The sequence below is a fragment of the Sphingobium sp. genome (genome assembly GCF_049304695.1).
Classification (GTDB): domain Bacteria; phylum Pseudomonadota; class Alphaproteobacteria; order Sphingomonadales; family Sphingomonadaceae; genus Sphingobium.
On record NZ_JBAQOK010000078.1, the window covers coordinates 67,585 to 83,293 of the forward strand.

The window sequence follows — 15,709 nt, forward strand, 5'->3', positions numbered from 1 at the left end:
GAAGGGGAAGCGTAGATGGCGCGGCCAACCAGCCGCCGCCCCGGAGTAAACCGGAAGGCGCAATATAGCCTGTTCGCCAGCTATGTCGTGGCAGTCACCGGCGCGGCTATCGGTTTGCTGCTGGTCGTCTTATCGATATTCGATCCTACCGGTTTCGCCGGCATCCGTACCCTAACGGCGGAACTGACGCGTCCGCTGTCCACGGGCCTTAAGAATATGGTCAGCGGTGTCGCGTCCACTGATGAACTGCTGGCCGCCTATTGGCGGGCGGGCGGGCAGAATATCGCGCTGCGACGTCAGGTCGAAGCCGACCGCAACCGCAGTATCGAAGCCAAAGCGATCGCGCAGGAAAATGTGCGCCTCAAACGCCTGCTGCGCCTCGTCGATGAAGACCGCAGCGAATTGCTGACCGCGCGCCTTATCGCGTCCTCTTCTTCCAGCGCACGGCGCTTCGCCCGTCTGAACGCGGGCAGTTGGCAGAATGTGAAGACCGGCATGCCCGTTCGCGCGGCCGAAGGGCTGATCGGACGCATCCACAGCACCACTCCCAACACCTCCGAAGTCCAGCTGCTGACTGATCCCAATAATATTGTGCCCGTTCGCCGCGCCAATGACAGCGTGCCCGCCATCTCAACGGGCGGGGGCGACGGATCGCTTGAAATCCGCGCGCTGACGGCGGGTCGCAATCCCTTCAAGCTGGGCGACCTGCTTGTCACCTCGGGTATTGGTGGCATCTATCAGCCCAATATCCCGGTTGCCGTCATCGTGCGGGTACAGGGCGAAATTGCCTGGGGCGTGCCGCTCGCCAACCCCTCTCGCGTCGATGCGGTCGTGGTGGAACGCGCATTTGAACAGGTGGTGACACGCGGGGATCCTGCTGCTCCTGCGCAAAGCCAAACCGCCGCTCCACCGCCGCCCGTCGGCGTCACAGGGCCATGATCGACCGGCACCTCAACCACGTACCGCGCCTTGGCCGCTATCCATCCCGCCTGCGTCTGGGCGGCATTCCTGTCGCGACAGTGATGCTGGGATCGACCATCACCGCCTTGCCGCTCATCGCGCAGGCGCCGGTCATGCCGCCCTTTGGCCTGTTGTTGCTGCTATCTTGGCGGCTGCTGCGGCCCGACCTGTGGCGCGCATGGATCGGCCTGCCGCTCGGTCTGTTCGATGACATGTTGAGCGGCCAGCCGATCGGATCGGCCATGTTCCTGTGGACGGTGATGCTGATGGGCATAGACGCGATCGAACATCGCATGATCTGGCGCAGCTATCGGCAGGACTGGCTAATTGCAGCGCTTGGCATTATCTTCTGCATCGCTGGTGGTCTGTTCTTCGTGCGGATTACCGGCGCAGGTCAGGTGAGATTCTCGTTGGTTGCACCCCAGATGCTCTGGACGATATTGCTGTTTCCCTTCGTCGTCCGGCAATGCGCACGGATCGACCGCTGGCGCGTGATGGCATGAAATTCTCCGGTTCCAAGCGCAAGATCATTACTGAAGCTGCCCAGACCTTCACCTTCACCCGCCGCGCCATGGTCGTCGGCGCACTTCAGGGTGGCGTAGGGGCAATGCTCGCTGCGCGCATGGCGTGGATCAGCGTCGCGGAAAACCGCAAATATAGTCTGTTGTCGGAAAGCAACCGGGTCAACCTGACGCTCATTCCGCCGCGCCGGGGCTGGATCATCGACCGCAACGGCCTGCCGCTTGCCAACAACCGCACCGACTTTCGCGTCGATCTGATCCCGCAGCGGGTGGTCGATGCCGAAGCAACCGTTCAACATCTGGCCCAACTTCTGGGTTTGGAGTCGGACGAGGTCGATCGTATCCGCGAAGAACTGGACAAGTCCGCCGGTTTCCGCCCCGTGCAGGTCGCCGACAAACTGACCTACGATCAATATGCCGCCGTCAGCGTCCGCTTGCCTGACCTGCCCGGCGTCGCGCCCAGCCAGGGCTTCTCCCGGTACTATCCCGCCGGATCCACCGTCGGCCATCTGCTCGGCTATGTCGGCGCAGCCACGGCGGAGGAGTATAAGGAACGCAAGGATCCGTTGCTCATCACGCCGGGTTTCAAAGTCGGCAAAGATGGCCTCGAACGCGCATTCGACCAGCACCTGACCGGCAAGCCCGGTGCCAAGCGTGTGGAAGTGACTGCGCGCGGCAAAATCGTGCGCGAACTCACCACGCGACCGGATTCCCCCGGAAACGCGATCAAGCTGACGATCGACGCGGGCCTACAGGAATATGCCGGCCGCCGCCTCGCCACCCAAAGCGGATCGATCGTCGTCATCGATTGCGCCAATGGCGACGTGTTGGCGATGGCGTCGATGCCCAGCTTCGACCCCAACAGCTTTTCCGACGGCATCGGCCATCTGGAATGGGACATGCTGTCGAAGGACGATCATGTCCCCCTGCGCAACAAAACGCTGCAAGGTCTCTATCCGCCAGGCTCGACGGTCAAGCCAATGGTAGCGCTTGCGCTGCTGGAGGCAGGAATAGGCCCGCAGGAATCCGTCAACTGCCCCGGCGCGATCCGCGTCGGCAACACCCTGTTCCATTGTCACAAAAGGCGTGGCCACGGCAGCGTGAACATGCGCACCGCCATCGCCCAAAGCTGCGACATCTATTTCTATCAAATGGCCCAGCGCGTCGGTATGGACCGGATCGCGGGCATGGCCCGGCGCGTGGGCATGGGCCAGAAATTCGACCTGCCCTTCCGCAGCCAGAGTTTCGGCACCGTACCCGATCCGGCATGGAAGCTACGCAAATATAATCAGAAATGGCAGGTGTACGACACCGTCAACGCCACCATCGGTCAGGGCTATATGCTCATCAACCCATTGCAGATGGCGGTGATGGCCTCCCGCCTCGCAACCGGCAGGCAGTTGATGCCCAACTTCATTCACGGCGCAAAAAGGCCCGCGCCCGAACCGGTCGGCGCGACGCCCGAACATCTGGTCGTCATCCGCGAAGCCATGAACGCCGTCGTCAATGGCGGCGGCACCGGCGGCGCGGCGCGCATGTCCATTCCCGGCGTGTTGATCGCGGGTAAGACCGGCACGGCGCAGGTGCGGCGCATCACCATGTCCGAACGCGCAGGCGGCGTGCGCGGCAACAGTTCGCTCGCCTTCAAGCTGCGCGATCACGCCCTGTTTCAGGGGTTCGCACCCTATGACAATCCGCGCTACGCCGTCGCCTGCATCATCGAACATGGCGGTCATATGATCCGCAACGAAGACGCGCCGATGATCGCGAGCGACACATTGTCCTATTTGTTCGATCCCAAGAAGGCGGTGGAGAAGCTGGAAACGCTGGAAAAGGGCTGGGGCGGCACGCCGACTGAGCGACAGGCGCGGCAAATGGCAGCCTTTCGCCTGGCACGCGCCATCGAAAAGGGCGAAGCCCCGCCACCAGCGCCAGCCCCCGCCGCAAACGCCGCCAGCGCGGACAATGCCGCAGTACCCATCCCCGCCGCCGCGCCTCCCGCCACTGCCGAAGACGACGACGTTCCCCCGGCAGCAGGCACGCCATGAGCATCGTCCCAAAGCCCCTGACCCAATTCCCATGGCGCGTTTTGGCGCTCCTGCTGGCGATTGCGATCTTCGGCACGCTCGTCCTCTACAGCGCGGCTGGCGGCAGCATCTTTCCATGGGCCGTCAATCAAGGCGTCCGCTTCTGTATCTTCTCCGGCATGGCGCTGGTCCTCAGCCGCATTCCGTTGGAAATCTTCGCCCGCTTCGCTTTTCCTGCTTATGGCGCGGTATTGGTCGCGCTGTTTCTGGTCGAACTGATCGGCGGTGTCGCAGGCGGCAGCCAGCGGTGGATCAATCTGGGCTTCATGCAATTGCAGCCATCGGAATTTATGAAACCAATCATCGTTCTGGCGGTCGCACGCTTTTATTCCATGTTGCCGGTCGGCGAAATCCGGCGCTGGAACGCCATCTGGCCTGCACTCGTACTGATCGGCCTGCCATGGTCGTTGGTGCTGATACAGCCCGATCTGGGGACCGCCACGATGATCCTGGCGGGCGGCATTACCGTCATGTTCCTCGCGGGCCTTCCCATGCGCCTGTTTGTCGGTTCAGGCCTCGCCCTCATGGCCGTCGTCCCGATCGCCTTCAGCTTCCTGCATGACTATCAGAAAAACCGCGTCCTCATCTTCATGGACCCCGAAAGCGATCCGCTTGGCGCAGGCTATCATATCAGCCAGTCAAAGATCGCGATCGGATCGGGCGGCGTCTGGGGCAAGGGGTTCCTTCAGGGAACCCAAAGCCATCTCGACTATCTGCCAGAAGGTCACACCGATTTCGTCTTCGCCACCATGGCGGAGGAATGGGGGCTGGCTGGCGGCATCTTGCTTATCGGCGCATTCATGCTGCTCTTCCGCTGGGGGCTGCGCGTGTCGATGCGATCGACGGACAAATATGCCCGTCTCGTCGCGGCGGGCCTCACCACCACCATCTTCTTTTATGTCGCGATCAACCTCATGATGGTCATGGGCCTGGCCCCCGTCGTCGGCATCCCCCTGCCCTTCATGTCCTATGGTGGATCGTCGATGCTGACGGTGATGCTATGCATCGGCATCATCATGGCAATAGACCGGGCGAACAGGCGCGGAAATCAACCGGGCAATTGGGGCTGATCGCACCGATCGTCGGGCCCGAGCGATTTTTATAGGCCGCATAACGATTTAGGGTTTGCGAATCCCAACGACGCTGCTAATTGCCCGCCCACGCCAACGGACGCTGATCAGTTCAGACAGTCCGATGCCGGTGTGGACGCATAGCTCAGTTGGTAGAGCAGCTGACTCTTAATCAGCGGGTCCTTGGTTCGAGCCCAAGTGCGTCCACCATATCTTTCAAAGGCTTAGAGGCCAGTTTGAGGTCGAAAGCTGGACCCACCCCCTCCAGTTTACAGCTTGGTTTACAATTTCCTCCGGTTTTCGAGCTTCGAAATGGCCGTTTCCGCCATCTCGGAATCCCGCTTGAGATAGTGCGTATCGAGGATCGTCTCGACGTCCTTGAGGCTATGCCCGGTGATCGTCGCGATCTGCGGAACACTCGCTCCTGCGATCGCGAGGCGGGTCACGACAGTGCCCCGCAGGTCATGGAAAGTGAGACCAGCGACACCGGCTTTCACACACGCCTTGCGCCACGATGTCCGAAAGCCGTCACTCGTCCAGGATTGCCCGCGTTCGGTGAGCAGGATCGTTGCCGGCAACGACTTCCCCTCGACGTCGTAGCGGGCCTTCAAAGCGTCCAGCGCAAGCTTGAGCGGTGCTCCCACAGGAACGATCACCCGCTTGGGCTTGCGGTTCTTCACCTTGCTCTTTGTCTTGCTCTGCGTGAGACGGATTTCCGCGCCGTCATACGCCGCCCAGGGCAGGTTGATGAGATCGCCCTGACGCTGCCCTGTCCACAATGCGAGCGTCATGGCCAAATGGAGGTGGGGCGGCGCGTGCTTGTAGAAGGCGTCCTCGTCACCATCTTTCCAGACGGAATCGACGCGGCCGGATTGATATAGACGGCCGGGCCGTTTGCAGGGGTTGGCGATGACCAGTCCGCGATCAAGCGCCCATGCAAGAATCCGCGCCAAAACCGCAAAGCGATAATCCGCCGTGCGTTCCGATGTGCCGGCAATGCGATCGCGCCAAGCCAGAAACTCGCCGCGCGTGCGCGGGTCACCCAGTGCGCCTATCGGAAAGTCTCCGAACTCCGTTTCGATGAATCTCAGATGCTTCCCATAGTCCTTGCGGGTGCGGGGAGCGAGACGGGTATAATCGGTGGATTGCTCGAAAGCCCGAAACACGCCGTTGAGCGTGTCGCTTGGTTTGGGCCTGCTTTTTCGCTCATGGTGCGCTGTGACATAAGCCTGATGGAATTCCGGTGTGCCGAACTTGGCCTCGATGCGGGGCCCTCCACGCCACGCATAATAGTAGGTTGCGTATAGGCCGCTTGCCAGTTTCTTGCGTACCCTGTGGACACCTTTAAGATTGACGCGCATCGCGCCGCGCCTTCCATTCGTCGAACGGGGTCGACGAAACCGCGGATGGTTCCGTTTCCAGATGCACGAGGATGATCCGCCCATCAGGGTGGATCTCGGTGCGCACGATCGTCAGTCCACCCTCGCAGGCCATACGGATGGCCTGGGCGAGACTGTGGCGTCGTGGTGAGGATTTACGCTGTCCGGCCACAGCACGCTGCCAAAGACCGCAGGACGCGAACCCAACTCGTGTTCCCCTGCCTGGCGCACTCCCCACTCCCTCCCTTGGCGAGCCGGTTGGTGAGATCTGACGTTATATCTGGCTGTGACGAAGAGCGCCGTATCCAGTTGAGCGCCGCTGTAGATGGATGGGCCTCAGCGTCCGGGCAGCGGACGATAGTCGCTGCAACTCCCACTGGGACAAGAGTCGGCCCCGAAGTCCGAAAGATGGCAAAACGCATTGTGCGCTCCTCACTGGAGCACCCACGCGATGTCACGAAGCAAAAGTAATAATATCATATTTTTTAGTAAGTTGAAGGCGGTTATTCGTTAGTGCTCTCATTTCAGTTGTACGGTAGCGGGCGAAGTTCCAGGCACGAACACATCGTTCCCGAACCTTCCGCTCAGGTGCATGGCCACAGAGGCGATATAGTTTCGCTGACGCCACGTTGTCGGGCTGTGGTAGACGCCAACGGCCTTCCAATAGTCCCCCGTCGTCCGCAGAGCGGACAGAAACACCCACCGTGCGGCCTCGGCGTTGAAACAGGGATCAAAACGGAGCCAATGACGCACATGGGCTTTGGGCCGGCCGATATGCGCTGCGATGCGTCCGACCCACCAACTGTTGATCTGCAAGGGCCCCAGGTCATGGGTGCCGTTGGTGTTGGCGACCTCGGCGCCGATCCAGCCTGCCTCCTGGTCGCGCAAACCCCAGAGCGTCTTTTCGAGCCAGGGCCTGCCAAGTGAGGCCTTGCGGATACACGCACCGATCAGACGTTCCTCATCCGGATTGCGCGTCCTGGCCTGCGCCAAGGACGGTGAAATTATCACTCCGCACAGCAATATACCGATGAGATAGGGAACGAAACGCATCATACACCCCTCATCGCCTTTGACGCCACTCGGTCATGGTGCCCTATGCCGGTGAAGTCTGGAAACGGCCCATCTGTCAGCAAGGCGAGAAGCGCGCGACCGGGAATGATTTCGATAGTGCTGCCATGCGCGACGGCGGCCCGGCTTTGCAGCCCGGTCCGTCCCGTATGGATGAAGAGGCCGCGCCGCCCCTTCGTGCGACAGAGCGCGTCAAATGCCGCGACATGTTCCGGCCGAATCGTATCAGCATAGCGCTTGGCCTGGATCAGCCAGACTGCGCCATTGATGACCACCTGTCCATCGATCCCGCCATCACCGGTGTAACGGCGGTTTCGAATGACCTTGTGACCACGGCGCTCGAAACTTTCGAGCAGAAGCTCCTCGAACGCGAGCGGGTCCATGGCGCGCAGGCGGGCATAAAGGAGTTGTGGCGGCTGCAACCGGTCCCGCCCGCGAAGTTGGGCCGCCATGGCCCTGGCCTGCCGCCTCCGCCAGCGATGCTTCACGGGCACCCGAAATCGACGGACGAAAAAAGCCAGAAGGATGAGCAGCAGCGCGGACAGGATAAACAGCATGGGAAAGGACCTTATCGCTCGGGACCGTGAGACGGCTCGGGGTGATGGACAGGAAATGGCGTTGGCCGCGTCGGCTGATTGTCCGGTGCCCCGCGATCGGTGCGGGCGCGGTCGAGAATGCCCTCGAGGAAGTGGTCTAGGACCTGTGCAATACTGCGCGCGCCCTCGGCGAGATGTTCGGCGGCGCCGCGCGGCGGACGCTCCCGGCGATCAAGATGCCGTTCGAGCATGCGATCTCGGCGTTGTGCGCGCAATTGCTCCTGTTCGGCCTTGAGATTGGCCAGATGCTGTCCATGGCGGTTAGAGAGTGCATCGACACGGTCTGCCTTCAGCCGCCCCAACCCTTCCGACGAAGATGTTTTCTCGCCCGACTGCCGCTCGAGCTTGGCGATCAACGCCTCGACGTCGTTGGTCCAAAGCCTCGCGCCGAAGGCCGCGCGGGTGATGGCCGTGTAGAAATTCTGGGCGTTGACCAGCGGCGATTCGACCGGGGCGAGAACGAAGACGCGCGGATAGGTCTTGGACTGGGCGGAATAAACGGTCTCGGCATAGCCGTGATCCCATGTCCTGTGTTCGGAGAGATCGACAGTTTGCACACGTCCCTCCCGGTCCCAGCGGATCGTTCCCAGCGCCCCTTCCAGCTTTTCCACGGTCCCACGCTCGGCGTTGCGCAGATCCAGTTCACGGTTGACGAGACGCCACTGGATACGGTCGCCCTCCGTAAGATCACGATGTTCCGGATTGAATATGTTGATGTGCCGGGCCCCGGTGGTCTGCGGATCCCATCGGATTGTGCGTCCTTGCTCATCGACGAGGCGCACGACCTGCCGGCCATTGGGTTCACGCCCCAGTCCGACGACGCGATAATCGGCATTGCGGGCGACACCGAGACCGACGATATCGCGGGCGAAACGCACGATCTGACCAGAGCCGTAAAAACGCGCCATATGCTTTTCAATGTCGGTCAGGCCGGCGGGTGCGAGGATGGACAGTCGGCTGTCCTGGGCGGCGAGACCATTCTCATCCTTCAGCGCATCGCGAATCTTGCTGTTGACGATAAGGCGGGTCGCATTGTCGAGGACGAGAATATTGGTGCCGGCCCGCGAGTCCGGCTTGAGCCGTATCCAGGCATGGACGACCTGCTCGGCCATCTTCTCATTGTCGGTGACAGTGCTGACGCTATCGAGCTTTGCCAATGCCTCGGCGAAGTTGCCCGAGCGTGCGGCAGTGACGGCCGCCTTGATCGATTTGGTTTCCTGACGCACGGCCTCGGTAAGTTCGACCGTCGGCAGGCCCAGTTTGCGCATCAGCCAGAACGGCTTGCCCTGCTCGATGGCGCCAGTCTGTTTCTCGTCGCCCAGCAGCAGCAATCGTGCGCCCGTCGTCCTGCTGATTTCAAGCAGCCGCTGTGCCTGGCGGTTACTCAGTTGCCCAGCCTCGTCGAGGACCAGCACATGACGGTCGGTGATTCCCTGCCCGCCTCGCGCGACGAAGCCAGCAACAGTATAGGAGGCGATATCTGCCTTCTTGCCAAGTTCGGCGGCCGCCGAAGATGTGGGCGCCAAGGCGATCAAGGTCGTGCCGGGCTCAGCCGCCTCTCCCAACACTCTGACCAGCGTCGATTTGCCGGATCCCGCGACACCGTGGATGGCGGTGATGCGATCGCGTGCCAGCGCCGTCTCGAGAAGGGCATTCTGCTGCTGTTTGTTGAGGCTTGTCCCCTCCAGCACGGTAAGTAATCGATCACTTGAGGCAATCGGGCGAGCATCATTCAGGCCGAGCGCGATATGCTGGGTGAGCGCCAGTTCCAGCCGCCAGGATTTGCGACTGGTTCTCCCGCGCGTCAGTATCTTGTCGCCGGTCTGCTCATGGGTCGGCAGCAGCTTGCGCACCAGTTCGTGGTTTTCAATCCGGGGACGGATATCCTCGAGCCGGACTTCGCCGACATGGGCGGCGAGACCAGTGCGCAGAATATCGCCCAGATTGTTGACCGCTTCCGTCGTCTCCAATTGCCGCAAGCCGAACAGCGCGGCACGCGATGCCTCCCGTTCGGTGGGTGGCAGGTGCCTGCCTTCTCGCTCATGCGTTTCGTCGGTGATCAACCGAAGCGCGTCGAGCCGTAGCCCGGTCCGCTGGTGCCACCGTGCGACAAGGTCATCCTTGCCGATCTTCACCTTGGCCTTGCGCGTGGCGTAGAATGAGGCGCGCTGGGCCTTCTGCCCGACCAGCCCGTGTTCGCGGGCATGTTCCTCGATCGCCTCGGCGCGCTGCGAGAATTGTTGAATCAGATCAACGGGAACACCGCGTATCTCGAAGAGGCCCGATCGCGGATTGGTGTCGATCTCATAGCCCGCCTCGCGCAACCCGAAGGCCAGGGCATTGCGATAGAGCTGACCCGCGACGCGCTGTTCGCCATACATGACCCTGCTTTCCAGGCTAGCCATGGGATCGCCGGGTTCACGGTTGGTCATGTTGAGGACGACCAGATGGGTGTGGAGATGGGGATCGAGTTCGCGACTGCCATGTTCGGTAAAGCGCGCGACGAGGATGCGACCGGTGGTTTCGTGAACGATTTTGCCTTCGTCCCGGCGGCGTAACTGTGCCTGTTCCTCCAGATAGGAAATAGCGGTGGTCACCGCTCCCTCATGGGCGGCAAGCACGCGTTCATCCCCGGCTACCAGCGCCATGATCGACACGGACTTTGGCGCGTTGACCGCGAAGTCCCAGCCGGGATGGTGTTGGATCTGCCCATCGGCGCGATGGCGCCCCAGTTGCTGGTCGCCAACCTTGCCAGTCAGAAGGTCGCGAAACAGCTTCGGATCGACCGCGCCTGACAGCCCAAGATCAGCCGCGAGGTTGCCGGCCCATTCCGAAGGCTCGTTCCCACTTTTGGTGTAATAGTCGCCGACCGTATAATAGCGGGCAATGTTGGCGGGCCGACCATGGAGACGCTGGGGCTGGATCATGCCGGCCTCGCCTGCTCACGCGGCCCATCTTCATGGCCATGCTGGACAAGTTCGGAGCGGATTTCTCCCTGCTTGCCGGCAAGGATGGTCCACAGGGTTCGCGCGGGAGCCGGAAGCTCGGCATGATCTTCATTCAGCAGGATGTCCTCGACCCGCTGCGGATCGATATCGGGCGCCGGAGGGCTAAACAGATCCGGCTGTGGTGAAGGCGGCGTTGGCGTCTCCTGGGATACCGGGGGCTTCTTCGACGGCTTTTCTCCGGCGTTGGGGGCTGGCGGCGTCTGCGCAGCCTCGCGCTCCATGGCTTCACGGACCCGAGATTCGGCGTGGGCAATGCGAACGAGTGTTTGCGCCTTGTCGATCTGGGCGGGCGGATCAGTACGTTCGGCGAAGGCCTCTCCCAGCGATGGAATGTTGTTGAACCGGCTATCGAACCGGACCACAGGCAAATTGCGGCCGAAGCGCAGGAAGCCCACCAGATTGGGCAGGTTGGTGACCTCGGTCGGCATGACCAGCGGCCGTGTCACCTGCATGCGCGACAGGTTGACGCCGTCGCGCATGTCGTTGACGCCATAGGACATGCCCTCATTGGCCTCGACCTGTTCGACCTGACCAAGGTTGATCGAGACATGATCGGCGGTATCCGTATCATTCGCCCGCAGCGCCACCCAGGTCGAGCAATAGCCGGTGATCGCCGCGGCATCTTCCTTGCCGTAGGTCGCCTTGAGCTGTGGATAGGACTGGAATCCTAATATGCCGCATCCGCCATATTTGCGGGCCCGCGCAAGAAAGTCCGAAAGCGACGGCAACTTATGCAGTGTCGGCAGTTCGTCGATCACGCAATAGAGCCGCCGGTCGCGATCCGGCGCCAGGCTCATGATCGCACTGATCGCGATATCGAGCCACACCGTGATCAGCGGTCGCAGCGAGGGAAGCTGATCGGCTTTCACGGTGATGAAGAGCCAGCTCCCCTCCGCGCCTTTCTCTACCCAGTCGCGGATCGAGAAGCCGTCCTCGGTATCGTCGAGATAGCTGAAGCTGCGCATGACCGAGGCGAGTTCGGCCTGGATACCGGCGGATGTCCGTTCGCCTTCCGTGCTGATGAAGGCTGCGGCGTCCGTGCCGGTGACGAAGGCGGCCAGATCCTTGAGCTTCGAACGCAAGAGCCGATCGAGCAGTACCGAAACATAGGTATGCTTCTGACGCGCGAGTTTGCGCATGACCGCGACCAGCGTGCCCCGCGCAGCCTTCGCCCAGAAGGGATCGCCATGCTTGTCGGGAATCGTCGACTCGGCGATTTGATCATAATGATAGTCGCGCGGCACATCGACCCAGGGCGACCATCGCGCCGTACGCTGGTCGAGCGGGTTGAGCAGCATGTCGGTGCCTTGCCGATAGAATTTCTCGACGAAGGTGCCGGCGGTGTCATAGACGATCGCGCGACGGCCTGATTTGCGGATACCCTCAAGCATGCCGACGATGAGATTGGTCTTGCCGGTACCCGGAGCGCCGCACAGCAGGATATGCTCGGGCTCGAAGGCTTCGGGAACTGGAACGGCCCCGATCACGAGCGGTCCCTTTTTCTGGCCCCACAGCGCACGTCGGACCTGGCGGATGGTGCCGAAGCGCGCGCCGCGTAGATATTCGTTGGAGCCGAGCCCCCTGCCCGTCCGCGTGAAATAGAACCACGCCCAGGCGAGCATGACAAACGCGAACAGCCCCGAAATTAGCGCCCCGTGCAGCAGATAGCCCTCGAAAGACCGCAGGGTCTTCGTCGCGAGCGCCGAGGCGACCAGCCAGTCCGCCGAAGTCCAGTAATCCAGGCCTTCCGGCGTGCGAAACTGTACCGGGTCATTGGTCCCGCCAGCCGCATCGACCTTGATCGTCGCCTCGACCAGCTTGAGCAGAACGAAACGCTCATATTCGGTCGATTTTTCGAACGCATACCAAAGCGTGCCGATGATCCAGATGATGAAGCCGGCTAATATCGTCTGGTAAAAGACCTGTGTGGTCATGCGGACGTTGTGGACGATCGCCTGCCCGCCGCGCGTCCAGGAGCCCAGCATATCGTTGCGGAAGATGCTCATGGGAGATCGTCCCCACCGAGCAGGCCGCGTTCGGCGAGAATAGCGCGGGCTTGCGCCATCCCCTGCTCGAGCGCCTTGGGAGACTGCTCGCCGACGGACGTCGCGACGATCGATAATATCTGGATCGAAGTGGCGAGAATCTCGTCCTGGGAGGAGAAGACGTAGCGCTTGCGTTCGTCGACCGCCTGCTCAAGCAGTTGCCGTATGAAGCCGGACAAGGACAGGTTCGCACCGCGAGCACGGCGCATCAAGGCAGCATGTAGCGACTCATCTAGACGGAAATTGAGCTTGGGCAAGCGAAGTGTCTCCTTGTTCGGAGACCTTCGCAGATGTCATGAAGCTCTGGCATGTTACCGAATCCGCATTCGCGACGCAAGTTACGAGAATTCAAAAATCTCTAGCCAGAAGAATTATAGAAACGCTTTTCGGCTGTTACCGACCGCGGGGTGTTTCAAGCGAGGAGTATGGATATGCTTCTTCGCGGCGATTCGCCTTGATCGCGTGCGGAGATTGCGCATTGCCAGATCGCGTGTTTGGGCAGGAGGAAGGCATCAGTGGAAGAATCAGACGACCTCTCCCGCTGGTCACGCCTTACTGACAAGCATCGCGCTTGCCTCGACCTTGTTATTGAACGCAAGAGTTCGAAGGAAATCGCACGGGTTCTTCAGATTTCCAAGCCCACCGTCGATCAGCGCATCACCGCCGCCCGAAAAATTCTCGGTGCAGCCGACCGCGATCAGGCGGCAGTCATCTACGCCAGGTTGAAGAGTGTATATGATCGCGTCACATATGATCCAGTGCAGCTTCCCCCGCTGCCTGTCCTGGTGCCATCCAACTTTTCGGACGGCGACCCGTCATCGGTTCTTTTGCTGAGCGATAGTATCGCGCCCAGCATCAGGACCGGGGACATAGGGAAGGATTTTCTGGCGCCGTTCCAGGAAGGGTGGAGACACGATTACGGCATCCCGGCGCGCATAATGATCATGGTGGCTATGCTCACCGCCCTGGTCATCGTCGTGTTTCTGGGCCTCGGCATTGCCGAGACGCTTACGCGCCTCGTTTCCAACTAATCCTGACAATCTGGCCCAACATTGCCCGGAAGCGCTTCGCGCTTCCGGCGAAGGAGAAACTATGTCCAATTCCGAATCGCTCGCGGTAGCCCGTTTGCAACGCGATGTGCCTGGTGCCGAAGCCCGGATCGACGACGCAATCATCGCGCTTTCCACGCTCATGACCAGCGTCGTGACTGCCCGGCGTGAGATCGGTGTTGCCGCGAAAACGGGACAGGCGACCATCATACGTCTCGCAAAGGCGCAGATGTCGCTGATCGATATCAGCAACGACGTTCTACGGGCCCATGGCGAACTTGCCGATATCGGCAAGGAGACCGCAGGTCTCGATCTCCACGAATGTCCTTCGATGGCCGTAGCGCCCCCTCACCTCGCCGCCGTTGCCTAAAGTCGATTGACCAGGAGCCATCGACATGATTTGGAAACGGAATGTTACGCATTGCCCTGTTTCTGATATTCCTGTCGATGGCGATCGGATACGCCATCTGGAAGGGAGGAATGCCGGAACGGGCTATGGCCGCTATCCTGATAGCCATGGCCCTGATGGATCAGGCTCTTCACCTCTTCATACCGGCCCACTTTGCGACGGTCGACACCGGCCATCTTGCGATCGATCTCTTTGCGGCGGCATCGACGATCTCGCTGGCCATCGTGGCGCACAGGTTCTGGCCGATGGTGGCTGCCGTCCTTCAGATACTTCCACTTCTGGCGCATTTCAGCCGGGCGCTGGATCTGAGCATGCATCCGATCGCGTATCTGACGATGCAGGTTGCCTCATCCTGGCTTCTCCCGCCGCTTCTGGCCCTCGGAACCTGGCGACATCGGCTGCGCCTGCAACGCAACGGCAGCGATCCATCCTGGCAGACTTCATTGAAATCATCGAGCCGGTCGATGGAGACCAGCTAGCAAACGCCCTCTTCGACGAATTTCGTAGCCTCGGGCGCATTTTCGCTCAAAGCCCCCAGTCGCTGGAGCGTGTGCTTGGCGGTCATACAGCCGTCGCCCGGATATTGTTGGGTGCCCGCCTGGTGCTCCTTGAAGGAATGCGGGAGGAATTTGCTTCTCTTCCGATCAGTCCAGACTGCCCCAATTTGCTTCAATATCTGATGGCTTCGATGGGCGCTCTGCCCGATGAGGTCTTGCGGGTCATATTTCTTGACAGCGCGGGGCATCTGATCGCCGATGAGCAACTGCAGCTTGGTTCTCTCCGGCAAATGGCACTTTATCCGCGCACTATTTTTCGCCGGGCTATGGAACTCGAGGCTGCCGGATTGATCCTTGTCCACAATCACCCAAGTGGAGATCCGCATCCTAGCGAAAGCGACGTTGTCGTCACACGGACCTTGTCGGAAATAGGTCGTTCTCTGGACATCGATATCGTTGATCATATCGTGGTTACCGCAACCCGGGCCATGAGCATGTCATCCCTCAACACGTTCCAGCCCCATCGACCGACTGAAAGCTCGCATGTCGTCCTTAAAGACAGCATGGGGCCCAAAGCTGGATCGCCCTATGATCGAGGTCCCGCGGCCCTTGAGAACGCAAGAGCCGTCCGCGAGCGCCGCAGCTTCCGTCGCGCCCTGATCGGATCGCCGGAACTGTTCGGTGAGCCGGCCTGGGAAATGTTGGTCGAGGCCTTTATCCAGGAAGCCGAAGGTGTCAAAATCGCGGTGAACGCCTTATGCAGCTCCTCCACCGCCACGCCCAGTACCGCGCTTCGTATATTCAACAAGCTCTGCCAGGCAAGGCTCTTGGTAAAGGTCAGCGATCCCAATGACGGTCGCCGTCACTTCGTTGAGCTGACGCTTCGGGCCAGAAAAGCGCTCGATGCCTATTTTGGCATAGAGAAAAATTGACTTGCAGGCGCGGATGCAAACACGTCATTAATTAAAAGCAGAACGGCTGTACTTGGCCTAGGCAGGCAAACCGACGGCATGGCGG

15 protein-coding genes and 1 tRNA gene are annotated in these 15,709 nt (G+C 60.9%); 9 read left to right on the top strand and 7 right to left on the bottom strand.

The window, feature by feature from the left end:
- Positions 1 to 15: 15 nt before the first annotated feature.
- The 5 genes from mreC to WA070_RS13760 all read left to right on the top strand — a co-directional run bounded on the left by mreC (position 16) and on the right by WA070_RS13760 (position 4,848).
- Complete coding sequence (gene mreC, locus WA070_RS13740) at positions 16 to 939, top strand: rod shape-determining protein MreC (RefSeq protein WP_422634493.1); 924 nt, start codon at positions 16 to 18, stop codon at positions 937 to 939.
- Positions 936 to 1,463, top strand: a complete 528-nt coding sequence (gene mreD, locus WA070_RS13745) for a rod shape-determining protein MreD (protein ID WP_422634494.1) — start codon at positions 936 to 938, stop codon at positions 1,461 to 1,463. Before mreC ends, mreD begins: the two co-directional genes overlap by 4 nt.
- Positions 1,427 to 3,529 (top strand): penicillin-binding protein 2, encoded by a 2,103-nt coding sequence (gene mrdA / locus WA070_RS13750; protein ID WP_422634495.1) that lies wholly within the window; start codon positions 1,427 to 1,429, stop codon positions 3,527 to 3,529. The genes mreD and mrdA overlap by 37 nt, the downstream gene beginning before the upstream one ends.
- Positions 3,526 to 4,638, top strand: coding sequence for a rod shape-determining protein RodA (gene rodA, locus WA070_RS13755; RefSeq protein WP_422634496.1), 1,113 nt, complete (start codon positions 3,526 to 3,528; stop codon positions 4,636 to 4,638). Before mrdA ends, rodA begins: the two co-directional genes overlap by 4 nt.
- 134 nt (positions 4,639 to 4,772) lie before the next feature.
- Positions 4,773 to 4,848, top strand: a tRNA-Lys gene (locus WA070_RS13760).
- Positions 4,849 to 4,919: 71 nt separating this feature from the next.
- Here WA070_RS13760 and WA070_RS13765 read toward each other — a convergent pair.
- From WA070_RS13765 to WA070_RS13795, 7 genes are all read right to left on the bottom strand, one after another.
- A complete protein-coding gene (locus tag WA070_RS13765; protein WP_422634497.1) occupies positions 4,920 to 5,999 on the bottom strand; it encodes a tyrosine-type recombinase/integrase in 1,080 nt (359 codons plus the stop codon).
- Complete coding sequence (locus tag WA070_RS13770; RefSeq protein WP_177185005.1) at positions 5,983 to 6,132, bottom strand: hypothetical protein; 150 nt, start codon at positions 6,130 to 6,132, stop codon at positions 5,983 to 5,985. The genes WA070_RS13765 and WA070_RS13770 overlap by 17 nt, the downstream gene beginning before the upstream one ends.
- Before the next feature lie 404 nt (positions 6,133 to 6,536).
- The gene (locus WA070_RS13775) at positions 6,537 to 7,073 is read right to left on the bottom strand and encodes a lytic transglycosylase domain-containing protein (protein WP_422634498.1); all 537 of its coding nucleotides are present in this window, start codon (positions 7,071 to 7,073) and stop codon (positions 6,537 to 6,539) included.
- The gene (locus WA070_RS13780) at positions 7,070 to 7,645 is read right to left on the bottom strand and encodes a restriction endonuclease (protein ID WP_422634499.1); all 576 of its coding nucleotides are present in this window, start codon (positions 7,643 to 7,645) and stop codon (positions 7,070 to 7,072) included. Before WA070_RS13780 ends, WA070_RS13775 begins: the two co-directional genes overlap by 4 nt.
- Positions 7,646 to 7,656: 11 nt before the next feature.
- Complete coding sequence (gene mobF, locus WA070_RS13785) at positions 7,657 to 10,611, bottom strand: MobF family relaxase (RefSeq protein ID WP_422634500.1); 2,955 nt, start codon at positions 10,609 to 10,611, stop codon at positions 7,657 to 7,659.
- A complete protein-coding gene (locus WA070_RS13790) occupies positions 10,608 to 12,698 on the bottom strand; it encodes a type IV secretion system DNA-binding domain-containing protein (RefSeq protein WP_422634501.1) in 2,091 nt (696 codons plus the stop codon). The genes mobF and WA070_RS13790 overlap by 4 nt, the downstream gene beginning before the upstream one ends.
- On the bottom strand, positions 12,695 to 12,994 hold the full coding sequence (locus WA070_RS13795; protein ID WP_422634502.1) for a ribbon-helix-helix protein, CopG family: 300 nt from the start codon (positions 12,992 to 12,994) through the stop codon (positions 12,695 to 12,697). Before WA070_RS13795 ends, WA070_RS13790 begins: the two co-directional genes overlap by 4 nt.
- A 258-nt stretch (positions 12,995 to 13,252) precedes the next feature.
- Here WA070_RS13795 and WA070_RS13800 point away from each other — a divergent pair, with 258 nt between their 5' ends.
- The 4 genes from WA070_RS13800 to WA070_RS13815 all read left to right on the top strand — a co-directional run bounded on the left by WA070_RS13800 (position 13,253) and on the right by WA070_RS13815 (position 15,624).
- The gene (locus WA070_RS13800; protein ID WP_422634503.1) at positions 13,253 to 13,768 is read left to right on the top strand and encodes a sigma factor-like helix-turn-helix DNA-binding protein; all 516 of its coding nucleotides are present in this window, start codon (positions 13,253 to 13,255) and stop codon (positions 13,766 to 13,768) included.
- 61 nt (positions 13,769 to 13,829) lie between these two features.
- The gene (locus WA070_RS13805) at positions 13,830 to 14,156 is read left to right on the top strand and encodes a hypothetical protein (RefSeq protein WP_066764627.1); all 327 of its coding nucleotides are present in this window, start codon (positions 13,830 to 13,832) and stop codon (positions 14,154 to 14,156) included.
- 77 nt (positions 14,157 to 14,233) lie between these two features.
- Entirely contained in the window at positions 14,234 to 14,674 is a 441-nt protein-coding gene (locus tag WA070_RS13810) for a hypothetical protein (protein ID WP_422634504.1), read from the top strand.
- Positions 14,675 to 14,859: 185 nt separating this feature from the next.
- Entirely contained in the window at positions 14,860 to 15,624 is a 765-nt protein-coding gene (locus WA070_RS13815; protein WP_422634505.1) for a JAB domain-containing protein, read from the top strand.
- Positions 15,625 to 15,709: the final 85 nt, after the last annotated feature.